The 11,830-nt window shown below is 72.2% G+C and carries 8 protein-coding genes; 6 read left to right on the top strand and 2 right to left on the bottom strand.

The window, feature by feature from the left end:
- Together glgB and B7L92_RS31890 are read left to right on the top strand one after the other, a co-directional pair.
- A partial coding sequence (gene glgB / locus B7L92_RS31885; protein ID WP_255311231.1) for a 1,4-alpha-glucan branching protein GlgB occupies nt 1–1,752 on the top strand: 1,752 nt, incomplete at its 5' end.
- Nucleotides 1,753–1,857: 105 nt separating this feature from the next.
- On the top strand, nt 1,858–2,946 hold the full coding sequence (locus B7L92_RS31890; protein ID WP_081240781.1) for a glutamate--cysteine ligase 2: 1,089 nt from the start codon (nt 1,858–1,860) through the stop codon (nt 2,944–2,946).
- A 67-nt stretch (nt 2,947–3,013) separates the two neighbouring features.
- On the opposite strand, the gene B7L92_RS31895 is transcribed toward B7L92_RS31890, so the two are convergent.
- A complete protein-coding gene (locus B7L92_RS31895; RefSeq protein ID WP_081240785.1) occupies nt 3,014–3,247 on the bottom strand; it encodes a DUF6480 family protein in 234 nt (77 codons plus the stop codon).
- A 153-nt stretch (nt 3,248–3,400) separates the two neighbouring features.
- On the opposite strand from B7L92_RS31895, the gene B7L92_RS31900 reads away from it, so the two are divergent.
- A complete protein-coding gene (locus B7L92_RS31900) occupies nt 3,401–5,305 on the top strand; it encodes an AMP-dependent synthetase/ligase (RefSeq protein ID WP_081240782.1) in 1,905 nt (634 codons plus the stop codon).
- A 268-nt stretch (nt 5,306–5,573) separates the two neighbouring features.
- Nucleotides 5,574–6,008, top strand: coding sequence for an ATP-binding protein (locus B7L92_RS31905; protein WP_081240786.1), 435 nt, complete (start codon nt 5,574–5,576; stop codon nt 6,006–6,008).
- Nucleotides 6,009–6,063: 55 nt separating this feature from the next.
- Here the strand turns inward: B7L92_RS31905 and B7L92_RS31910 are convergent, their stop codons facing one another.
- On the bottom strand, nt 6,064–6,435 hold the full coding sequence (locus B7L92_RS31910) for a PRC-barrel domain-containing protein (protein WP_081240783.1): 372 nt from the start codon (nt 6,433–6,435) through the stop codon (nt 6,064–6,066).
- Nucleotides 6,436–6,915: 480 nt separating this feature from the next.
- Between B7L92_RS31910 and B7L92_RS31915 the strand changes: the two genes are divergently transcribed.
- On the top strand, nt 6,916–10,914 hold the full coding sequence (locus B7L92_RS31915; RefSeq protein WP_081240784.1) for a HAMP domain-containing protein: 3,999 nt from the start codon (nt 6,916–6,918) through the stop codon (nt 10,912–10,914).
- Nucleotides 10,915–11,020: 106 nt separating this feature from the next.
- Nucleotides 11,021–11,830, top strand: an 810-nt coding sequence (locus B7L92_RS31920; RefSeq protein ID WP_143626411.1) for an ANTAR domain-containing protein, incomplete at its 3' end; no start/stop codon positions are given.

An 11,830-nucleotide genomic window follows, 5' to 3' on the forward strand; every position in this document is an offset into this window, starting at 1 on the left:
TTCACGGTGTGGGCGCCGAACGCCCGGGGCGTGCGGCTCGCCGCGGACTTCACCCACTGGGACGGCACGGCGTTCCCGATGCGGTCGCTGGGCTCCTCCGGGGTGTGGGAGCTGTTCCTGCCGGGCGTCGGCGAGGGCACCCGGTACAAGTTCGAGATCCACTCCCGGTACGGCCACCGGTTCCTCAAGGCCGACCCGATGGCCCGCCGCACGGAGGAGCCGCCGAACACGGCGTCGGTCGTCACCTCCTCGCACTACGAGTGGGGCGACGCGCAGTGGCTGGAGCGCCGGGCCGAGGTGCCCGTGCACCAGGCTCCGTTCTCGGTGTACGAGGTGCACCTGCCGTCCTGGCGCCCGGGGCTGTCGTACCGCGAACTCGCGGAGGTGCTGCCCGCGTACGTCAAGGACCTGGGTTTCACGCACGTGGAGCTGATGCCGGTCGCCGAGCACCCCTTCGGTCCGTCCTGGGGCTACCAGGTCACCGGCTTCTACGCGCCGACCGCCCGGCTCGGCTCGCCCGACGACTTCCGGTACCTGGTCGACGCGCTGCACCGGGCCGGCATCGGCGTGATCATGGACTGGGTGCCGGCGCACTTCCCGAAGGACGACTGGGCGCTGGCCCGGTTCGACGGGGACCCGCTGTACGAGCCCGGTGACTCCCGGCGCGCGGAGCACCCCGACTGGGGCACGTACACCTTCGACTTCGCCCGCACCGAGGTGCGCAACTTCCTCGTCGCCAACGCCGTGTACTGGTGCCAGGAGTTCCACATCGACGGCCTGCGCGTGGACGCGGTCGCCTCCATGCTCTACCTGGACTACTCGCGCGAGGACGGCCAGTGGGAGCCCAACGTGTACGGCGGCCGGGAGGACCTGGCGGCGGTGGCGTTCCTGCAGGAGATGAACGCGACCGTCTACCGGCGCTGCCCCGGTGTGGTGACCATCGCGGAGGAGTCCACGGCGTGGGGCGGGGTGACCCGCCCCACCGACACCGGCGGGCTCGGGTTCGGCCTGAAGTGGAACATGGGCTGGATGCACGACTCGCTGGAGTACGTCTCCCACGAGCCGGTCCACCGCAAGTACCACCACCACGAGATGACCTTCGCGATGGTGTACGCCTACAGCGAGAACTACGTGCTGCCCATCTCGCACGACGAGGTGGTGCACGGCAAGCAGGCGCTGGTGTCCAAGATGCCGGGCGACTGGTGGCAGCGGCGCGCGAACGTCCGTGCCTACCTCGGCTTCATGTGGGCCCACCCCGGTAAACAACTGCTGTTCATGGGGCAGGAGTTCGCCCAGGGGGCCGAGTGGTCCGAGAAACAGGGCCCGGAGTGGTGGCTGCTCGACGACGGGTACCACTCCGCGGGTGACCACCGCGGGGTGCGGGACCTGGTCCGCGACCTCAACGCGCGCTACCGGGCGACCCCGGCGCTGTGGCAGCGCGACACCGACCCGTCCGGCTTCCGCTGGGTCGCGGTGGACGCCGCCGATGACAACGTCTTCGCGTTCCTGCGGTACGACGCCGAGGGCCGGCCGCTGCTGGCGGTGTCGAACTTCTCCCCCGTGCTCCGGCACGACTACCGGCTCGGCGTCGGCGACGACGTGATCGCCTGGCAGGAGGTCCTGAACACCGATGCCGCCCGCTACGGCGGCGGGGACGTCGTGAACCCGGATCCGGTCAAGCCCGAGGACGGCTGCGTCCGGCTCACGCTGCCCCCGCTCGCGACGGTGTGGCTGGTGCCGATCGCTCCGTGAGGCCCGACGGCGCCGCCAGGTGTCCGACGCCCCGAGCGGGGCATTCGGGGTCGTACGACCGAGGAGGTCTCGGCGTCGTCACGGCATCACGGAAAGGCGGCAGCAGTGCGCACCGTCGGAGTGGAGGAGGAGCTTCTCCTGGTCGATCCGGAGACGGGTGACCCGCGGGCGATGTCCGCGGCGGTGCTCGCCCGGGCCGAGCGGGACGGCACGGAGCGGGACGTCTTCGAGAAGGAACTGCACGAGCAGATGCTGGAGTTCGCCACGCATCCGCAGTCCTCGATGGAGAGCCTGCACGCGGAGATCGTCCGCTGCCGCAAGGAGGCCGCCGGGCACGCCGGGGAGATCGGCTGCACGGTCGCCGCGCTCGCCACCTCGCCGCTGCCGGTCAGCCCCGCCGTCGGCGTCAACCGGCGGTACCAGTGGATGGAGGAGCAGTACGGCATCGCCACCCGGGAGCAGCTCGTCCTGGGCTGCCACGTCCACGTGTCCGTCGAGTCCGACGAGGAGGGGGTCGGCGTCGTGGACCGGCTGCGGCCCTGGCTGCCGGTGCTGACGGCGCTCAGCGCGAACTCGCCGTTCTGGCAGGGCACGGACTCGGGGTACAGCAGCTACCGCAGCCGGGTCTGGCAGCGCTGGCCGTCGGCCGGCCCGACGGAGGTCTTCGGCTCGGCCGGGCGGTACCACCGGCGGGTCGCCGACATGGTGGCCACCGGCGTCATCCTGGACGAGGGGATGGTCTACTTCGACGCGCGGCTGTCCCAGCGGTACCCCACGGTGGAGATCCGGGTCTCCGACGTCTGTCTGCACGCGGATACCGCGAGCCTGATCGCCACGCTCGCCCGCGGGCTCGTGGAGACCGCCGCACGCGAGTGGAAGGCCGGCCGGGAGCCCTTCGACCCCGGTGTCAGCCTGCTCCGGCTGGCCGCCTGGCAGGCGGCCCGGTCGGGGCTGACGGGCGAACTGCTGCACCCGGGGACCATGCGCCGCATGCCCGCCGAGGCGGTCGTGCGGGCCCTGCTCGACCACGTCGCCGAGGCGCTGGAGGACCTCGGGGACCTCGAGCGGGCCCGGGAGGGCTGCGCCGGACTGCTGCGCGGCGGCAACGGGGCGCGGGTGCAGCGCGAACTGCTGGAGCGCACCGGAAGCCTGCGGGACGTCGTCACGGAGTGCATACGGCACACCCAGACGTGAGGCGCCCGCGGGCGGCCCGGTCCGGACAGGGTCCCGAGGACCCGCCGGCCGGGCCCCCGGCGGGTGCTCAGAGGATGAGCACGAGGGCGTAGGCGAGGAAGAAGGCCGCGACCAGCGCCACGAGGACGAGGATCACGGTCATGGGGCCCTTGGCCCAGCCCTTGGCGTGGCTCTCCGCCTGGTAGGGGCCGGCCTCGGGCATGCTGCTCTCCGCGGGCGGGGTCTCGCCCGGGGGGACGCCACCGCCCGGTTCGAGACCGGTGGTGCGTTCCGGTTCGGGATCTGGATTGACGTAGCTCATGCCGTCCGGGTCCCCCGATACCGCCGAGATCATCAGTGTGGGAACAGTTGTCGTGATCCCGGCCCCCGGACGCTCCGGCTCGGCTACATTCAGGCACCGCCGATGACCGTGCCCGTCGGCCGCGTCACACCCCGTACACGTCAGGAGCAGTGCATGCGCGACCTCGCTCTCGCTCCCCCCTCCGCCTCGCCCCCGACCGGCGGTCTCGCCGACAGCCTGTTCGAGACGGCGGCCCGGAACCCCACCCTGCCGATGCTCGCCCACCGCACGTCGCCGGCCTCCTCCACCTGGGAGGAGGTCACCGCCGTTGAGTTCCGCGACGCGGTCGTCGACCTGGCCAAGGGCCTGATCGCGTCGGGGATCTCCCCCGGCCGGCGGGTGGCGATCATGGCCCGCACCCGGTACGAGTGGACGCTCCTGTGCCACGCGTTGTGGACCGTGGGCGCCGAGGTCGTCCCGATCTATCCGACCTCCTCGCGCGACCAGGTGGAGTGGATCCTCAGGGACTCCGGCTGCGTGGCCGTGCTGGTCGAGGACGAGCAGGGCGTGATGACCGTCGGGTCCGTGTGCGCCTCGCTGCCGCTGCTGCGGCACGTCTGGCAGCTGGACGCGGGCGCGCTGGACCAGCTGGTGGCGCGCGGCGAGTACATTCCGCTGGCCACGGTCGACTCGATGCGCCGCATCGTGCTGCCGGACTCCACGGCCGCCATCGCCTACACCTCCGGCACCTCGGGCCGTGCCATGGGCTGCGCCCTGAGCCACCGCAATCTGGCCTTCCCCTGCGACACCCTGCTGGCGGGCTGGGGGCACACGGCGGCACCGCCCGGGGAACAGGGCGCCGTCCTCGCCTTCCTCCCCTTCTCCCACGTCTACGGTCTGATGATCCAGGGGCTGTGCGTGCGCGGCGGCCTGCTGATGGGACACGAACCCGACATCGGCGGGGAGGCCCTGGCCTCGGCCCTGCGCACCTTCCGGCCCACCTATCTGTACGCCGTCCCGTCGCTGCTGGAGAAGATCTACAAGAACTTCCTGCGCACGGCGCAGCAGTCGGGCCGCGGCGCCCTGTTCGAGCGGGCCGCCGACACGGCGCGGGACTTCGCCGCCGCGCTGGAGCGCCAGCGGCTGGGCCGCGGCCCGGGACCGGGCCTCGACCTGCGGCTGCAGCACGCCCTGTACGAGCGCACGGTCTACCGCAGGCTGCGGGACGCGCTGGGCGGCCGGGTCCGCCGGGCCACCTCCGGCGGCTCGCCGCTCAACCGCGACCTCTCCCTCTTCTACGAAGGGATCGGCATCTACGTCCACGACGGCTACGGGCTCACCGAGACCGGCGGCGGGGTGACGATGCAGCCGTTCGGCCGGGAGAAGTCCGGGACCGTCGGGCAGGCGCTGCCGGGCACCGGGATCCGGGTGGCCGACGACGGGGAGATCCTGGTGCGCGGGCCGTCGGTGTTCCAGGGGTACGTGGGCGACGAGAGCGCCACCCGGGCCGCGCTGCACGGCGGCTGGCTGGCCACCGGCGACCTCGGCCGGCTGGACGCCGAGGGCTACCTCACGATCACCGGCCGCAAGAAGGACGTCATCATCACCAGCAGTGGCAAGAGCGTGGCGCCGGCGGCGCTGGAACAGCGGCTGCGGATGCACCCGCTGGTCCACCAGGCCGTCGTGGTGGGCGACAACCGGCCCTGCGTGGGCGCCCTGATCACGCTGGACCCGGAGTTCCTGGTCCACTGGCGGGCGGCCCTGTCCCTGCCGGGCGACGCGCCCACCCGGGAGGCCCGGGAGGAGAACGCGCTGCGCGAGGAGGTCGCGCGGGCGGTCGCCGCGGCCAACAGCAGTGTGTCGCGCTCGGAATCGATCCGGGTCTTCCGGGTGCTGCCGGAACCCTTCGACGTGGCCAACGGCTTGCTCACGCCGTCGATGAAGCTGCGCCGGGACGAGATAGTGCGGCACTACGCGCTGGAGATCGACGCGATGTACCAGTCGCGGTCGCGTCCGCGGCGGACCGAGGCCCACGAGGAGGTGTCGGGCTGGGACGACTCGGACAACGTGTTCCGCTGACCGCCCGACGTGAAAAGAAGGGGGGTGCCCGCCGGTGGACGACCGGCGGGCACCTCCCTTTCCCGTGTCCCACGTGCCCGGGGACCGGCGACGCGCGGCCGTACGACGCGCCCGTCCCGTTGCGTGCTCCGGGGCGCGGCTGCGGGTGACGCGTTTGTCACCGACCGCTCACGGGCATGCGGGCGCGTAGGCTCCGCCGGGGCGGGAACCCACAGACGGGAGACGGAAACGGACGACCGCCCCGCGACGTCGGGGCTTGGAAGGCAAGATGGCAACCGAGCCGCATTGGGACAGGACACTGGCTGCCGAGGAGATCACGAGCCGCGTCGCCAGCTTCCCCGGGGAGCTGCACGACGTCACGGACGCACGCCTGGTCGCGGAGGAGTTCCTCTTCGACCTGGCCCGCGTGTCGACGCCGTCGGCTCCGGAACACTGGGACGACATACTCCTGGTCGTCACGGAACTGGCCGCCAACGCGGTCCAGTACGCGCCGGGGCCCTTCCAGCTGCGCCTGCGCAGGACGTTCGACGGTGTGCACGTGGTGATGCACGACACGAGCACCACCGAGCCGGCCCCGCGGCCCTTCCACCCGAACCGCGGTGGGGGCGGCATCGGCTGGCACCTGATCCACACGTTGTGCGATCAGGTCAGCGTCGTCAGCGACGACCGCGGCAAGGACATCCACGTCTTCCTGCCCTGGTGACCCCGTCGGCGACGCGCGCCGTCACGGCCGCGCGCCGCCGCTCCCGGCCCGGCGCTCACCCCGTCGGGGTCTCGCGGGGCGGCAGACGGTGATAGTAATCACCGACCCTGCCGAGGTATTCGGGATCCATGGTCTCGCTGTCGGTCCGGAACCGGGGCGCGGCCTTCACCTCGGTCCTGCTGCACGACACCGTTATGCGACGCTCCCCCGGGTCGATGTTCGCGACGACGCCGACCGGCACGAGGACGCTGCGGCCGAAGACCCAGACGCCGGTGTCGACGACGAGGTGCCGCATGCCGTGGTGGTCGGCCTGCCGGTCCACATGGCCGATGGTGCCGTCGTGCGCGACGACGGTGTAACCCGTCAGGTCCCGTCCCTGAACGTTGGTCAGGTCCGGCGCGTACGACCAGATGCTGTCGATGGGCACGCTGCTCCTTGCCTCCCCGATGAGAACGGCTCCCTGAGCGGGCGGCGGACCCTACGGACCGCCGCCCGGCCTCACAGCAGCAAATACCCGTCAGGCGCGGGCGCATTCGGAGGGCGCGGACCCAAAACCGCACGCCGGCGCTCCCGCGCCACCGCTCCCCTCCCCCGGATCGGGCGCCTCCCGTGCGGCGGGCCGCCCCCTCCCCGTCGGGACCGGCCGGAACTCCCGGCTGAAACCCGCCTGAGTACCCCGGCCGAACCAGGGCATGCACGATTCCTGTGACTTTCACCTACCGGGTCCCGAGGGCGTTCGCCGCGCTTTGTTACCGGCCCGGAACCTGGGTTAGCCTGCGGCGTATTTCTCATCGAGCAGATCCGTGAACAGCGGAAACGCAGCACTTACGGGACGGGCCGGAGACGGCCCGGAGGGGTTTCGAGTTCTCGGTGCCGAGAGCTCCTGGGGAGCGGAACGAGGGTGCGCATGACCGGCAAGAACGCCGAGGGGACCGACGCGGTGCCCCGGGACCAGGAGCTGAAGCAGCTCCTGGCGGGGCTGACGGCCGTGAGGGACGGGGACTTCGGCACCCGGCTGCCGGACGACGCGGACGGCCTCATGGGGGACATCGCCAAGGTCTTCAACGGCATGGTGGACCAGCTCTCGGTGTTCACCTCCGAGGTGACGCGCGTCGCCCGCGAGGTCGGCACCGAAGGGGCCCTGGGCGGGCAGGCCGAGGTTCCCGGGGTCTCGGGCACCTGGGCCGACCTGACGGACTCGGTGAACGCCATGGCGGGCAACCTCACCGCGCAGGTCCGCAACGTCGCCCAGGTGACGACGGCCGTCGCCAAGGGCGACCTGTCGCAGAAGATCACCGTCGACGCCCGCGGCGAGATCCTCGAACTCAAGAACACCATCAACACGATGGTCGACCAGCTCTCCGCCTTCGCCGACGAGGTCACCCGCGTCGCCCGCGAGGTCGGCACCGAAGGACGCCTCGGCGGACAGGCCGACGTGCAGGGCGTGAAGGGAACCTGGCGCGACCTCACCGACTCGGTGAACTTCATGGCGGGCAATCTGACCGGCCAGGTCCGCAACATCGCGCTGGTGGCGACGGCCGTCGCCAAGGGCGACCTGTCGCAGAAGATCACCGTCGACGCCCGCGGCGAGATCCTCGAACTCAAGAACACCATCAACACGATGGTCGACCAGCTCTCCGCCTTCGCCGACGAGGTCACCCGCGTCGCCCGCGAGGTCGGCACCGAAGGACGCCTCGGCGGACAGGCCCAGGTGCGGGGCGTCTCGGGCACCTGGAAGGACCTCACCGACAACGTCAACGTGATGGCGTCCAACCTGACCGGTCAGGTCCGCTCCATCGCCCAGGTCGCCTCCGCCGTGGGCCGGGGCGACCTGTCGCAGCGGATCAGGGTCGAGGCCGCGGGCGAGGTCGCCGCGCTGGCCGACGTCATTAACACCATGGTCGACACGCTGTCCGCCTTCGCCGACGAGGTCACCCGCGTCGCCCGCGAGGTCGGCACCGAGGGACGCCTCGGCGGACAGGCGCGCGTGCCGAACGTCGCCGGCACCTGGAAGGACCTCACCGACAACGTCAATTCCATGGCCAACAACCTCACCGGTCAGGTGCGCAACATCGCGCTGGTGACGACCGCGGTGGCCCGGGGCGACCTGTCGAAGAAGATCGACGTCGACGCGCGCGGCGAGATCCTGGAGCTGAAGACGACCATCAACACGATGGTCGACCAGCTCTCCGCCTTCGCCGACGAGGTCACCCGCGTCGCCCGCGAGGTCGGCACCGAGGGACGCCTCGGCGGACAGGCCGAGGTGGAGGGGGTCTCGGGCACCTGGAAGCGGCTGACGGAGAACGTCAACGAACTGGCCGGGAACCTCACCCGGCAGGTGCGGGCGATCGCCGAGGTCGCGAGCGCCGTCGCCGAGGGCGATCTGACGCGCTCGATCACCGTGGAGGCCTCCGGTGAGGTCGCCGAGCTCAAGGACAACATCAACTCGATGGTGGAGTCCCTGCGCGAGACCACCCGGGCCAACCAGGAGCAGGACTGGCTCAAGAGCAACCTGGCCCGGATCTCCGGTCTGATGCAGGGACACCGCGACCTGCCCGTGGTCGCCGAACTGATCATGGACGAGCTGGTGCCGCTGGTGTCGGCCCAGTACGGCGCCTTCTACCTCGCGGAGGACGGCGACGGCGGCCCCGAGCTGCGGCTCGTCGGCTCCTACGGCTACCCCGACGACGACGCCCGGCCCACCCGGATCCCCTTCGGCCGCACCCTGGTCGGCCAGGCCGCCCGCAGCCGCCGCACCATCACGGTGGACGAGCTGCCGCCGGACTACGTGACCATCTCCTCCGGGCTCGGGCGGGTGGTGCCGACCGCGCTGGTGCTGCTGCCCGTCGTGGTCGAGGGCCAGGTCCTCGGCGTCATCGAACTGGCGTCGGTGACCCCGTTCACCCAGATCCACCAGGACTTCCTGGCCCAGCTGATGGAGACCGTCGGCGTCAACGTCAGCACCATCGTGGCCAACGCCCGTACCGACGAGCTGCTGGTCGAGTCGCAGCGGCTGACCGCCGAACTCCAGCAGCGCTCGGTGGAGCTGCAGACGCAGCAGGAGGAACTCCAGCACTCCAACGCCGAGCTGGAGGAGAAGGCCGCGCTGCTGGCGACGCAGAACCGGGACATCGAGGCGAAGAACCTCCAGATCGAACAGGCCCGGCAGGAGCTCGAGGCCCGGGCCCAGCAGCTGTCGCTGGCCTCGAAGTACAAGTCGGAGTTCCTGGCGAACATGAGCCACGAGCTGCGCACCCCGCTGAACAGCCTGCTGATCCTGGCCCAGTTGCTCGCCCAGAACCCCTCGCGCAACCTCAGCCCGAAGCAGGTCGAGTACGCGCAGATCATCCACTCCGCCGGTTCGGACCTGCTGCAGCTGATCAACGACATCCTCGACCTGTCCAAGGTCGAGGCCGGGAAGATGGACGTCAGCCCCGAGCTGGTGACGCTGCGCCAGCTCATCGAGTACGTCGAGGTCACCTTCCGGCCCATGACGATGCAGAAGAACCTGGACTTCACCGTGACGACGGCCCCGGGCGCGCCGGCCGACCTGCTCACCGACGACTCCCGGCTGCGGCAGGTGCTGCGCAACCTGCTGTCCAACGCGGTCAAGTTCACCGAGCGGGGCGGGGTGGAGCTGCGCATCGAGCCCGCGGCGGACGACGAGGTGCCCGGCGCCGTGGTGCGGGGCGGCTCCGTGGTGGCCTTCCGGGTGAAGGACACCGGCATCGGCATTCCGGAGCAGCACCTGGAGTCGATCTTCGGCGCCTTCCAGCAGGCCGACGGCACGACCAGCCGCAAGTACGGGGGCACGGGGCTCGGTCTGTCCATCACCCGGGAGATCGCGCACCTGCTCGGCGGAGCGGTCACGGTGGACAGCGTCGCGGGCCAGGGCAGCACGTTCACGCTGTTCCTGCCCGTGACCCGGCCGGACTTCGAGACGCTGCTGCGGCCCGCCGCGGACCGGGGCCCGGCCGCGGCCGCCCCGGACGCGCCGCCCCGGCAGCGGCCGGCGATCGAGGCGGGGACCGGATCGGGCCGGCGCCCCCGGCGGCTGCTCGTCGTGGAGGAGCGTCCCCGGGGCCTGCTGACCCTGGTCGCGGAGAGCGTCGTCCAGGACGTCACGCACGGCCGGGGCGACGGCACCTCGCGGCCCTCGGTCGACATCATCACCACCGTCGGCGCCCAGGAGGCCGCCGGGGCGCTGGCCGCCGAGCCGTGCCACTGCGTGGTGCTGGAGCTCGGCATGGCCGAGGAGGAGGTCACCCGCTTCCTGGAGGCGCTGCGGGGCGACTCCGCCCTGGCGAGCGTGCCGGTGCTGGTGCACAGCGGTCACCGGGCCGACGCGGCGGTGGAGGAGGCCCTGCGGGCCCGTACCGAGGGCACGGCGCTGGAGTTCCTGTCCAGCCTCGACGAGCTGCGCGAGCGCATCGCCCTGCACCTCTCCGCCGAGGAACCCGGCGACGTGCTGTCCCTGGTGCGCCCGGACGAGACGCAGCGGCCGGCTCCGCAGACCGTCGTGGACGGCTCGTTCTCCGGCCGCACGATCCTGGTCGTGGACGACGACGCGCGCAACCTCTTCGCGCTCAGCGGGATCCTGGAACTGCACGGCTTCCGGGTGCTGCACGCGGAGAACGGCCGCAAGGGCATCGACCAGCTCGTGAACAACCCGGACGTGGCACTCGTGCTGATGGACGTGATGATGCCCGAGCTGGACGGCTACGCCGCCACCGCCGAGATCCGCTCCATGCCGCGGTACGCCGAGCTGCCCATCATCGCGGTCACCGCGAAGGCGATGCCCGGGGACCGGGAGAAGAGCCTCGCCTCGGGGGCCAGTGACTACGTCACCAAGCCGGTCGACACCCAGGACCTGATCGCCTGCGTCCGGCGCTGGCTGCCCGCATGAGCCGCGTGCCGACCGCGTGCCGCGTCCCGCCCACCAGCGGGGCGGGCACCCCACCGCGCCGCCCCTTCCGCGCCCCAGGGCCCCGCCGTCGAGGAGCATCCACACCGTGAGCATCAGCGAGCATCCGCGCGAGCAGCGGCGCGACGAGCAGCGGCGCGAACCCGGCCGCCCCGCGCACGCCGATGCGCCGGTGCCGGCGGCCGAGGCCCCCTCCGCCGAGCCCGTCCCGTCGGCCGATCCCGTCCCGTCGGCCGGCCCCGCCGGGGTGTCCGCCGACTCGCCCGTGGGCCGGCTCGCGGCCACCGTGGACCGCCTCAGCCGCGAGGTGCGCGCCGCGCAGGCCGAGGCCGAGGGGCGCGCCCTGATCGAACTCGCCAAGGGCATCCTCGTCGAACGCCTGGGGTGCGGCCCGTCGCAGGCCGCCCGCCAGCTCACCGAGCTGACCGAGCAGGCGGGGACGACCCCGCTGGAGTTCGCGGTCGAGGTCATCAACCAGGCCGCCCGGGACCGGATGTCCGAGGTGACGGACGCCTTCCTGGCCGCCACCCGGGCCGCCGACGACGCGCAGGCCGAGGCGGCCGCCGTGCGGCTGCGCGCGGCCGAGAGCGGGGCGCTGGCGGCGGACGACACCCAGGCGGTCGCCGAGTCGCTGCTGGAGCAGGCGCTGCGCCCGCTCGGGGCGACGGCGGTGGCCATCTGGGCGGCGGGCGCCGACGGGTCGCTCACCCTGGCGGGCAGCGCCGGGTTCTCCCCGGCCGAGGCGGCGCGCTGGTGCTACGTCCCGCCGGACGTGGCGACGGTCGCCCGCCGCGGGCTCCTGGAACGCGACGGCCTGTGGATCACGTCGCTGGCCGACACGGGACTGCCCAGCGTCGGCCGGCACCACCACCCGGACGGGGGCAGGGCGGCCCTGCCC

Origin of the sequence: Streptomyces viridosporus (genome assembly GCF_002078235.1) — a bacterium.
Taxonomy (GTDB): domain Bacteria; phylum Actinomycetota; class Actinomycetes; order Streptomycetales; family Streptomycetaceae; genus Streptomyces; species Streptomyces viridosporus.

Coding starts and splice junctions, on each gene's coding strand:
- B7L92_RS31895 (WP_081240785.1), bottom strand. CDS start 3,247: ATGAGCTACGTCAATCCAGATCCCGAACCGGAACGCACCACCGGTCTC.
- B7L92_RS31900 (WP_081240782.1), top strand. CDS start 3,401: ATGCGCGACCTCGCTCTCGCTCCCCCCTCCGCCTCGCCCCCGACCGGC.
- B7L92_RS31905 (WP_081240786.1), top strand. CDS start 5,574: ATGGCAACCGAGCCGCATTGGGACAGGACACTGGCTGCCGAGGAGATC.
- B7L92_RS31915 (WP_081240784.1), top strand. CDS start 6,916: ATGACCGGCAAGAACGCCGAGGGGACCGACGCGGTGCCCCGGGACCAG.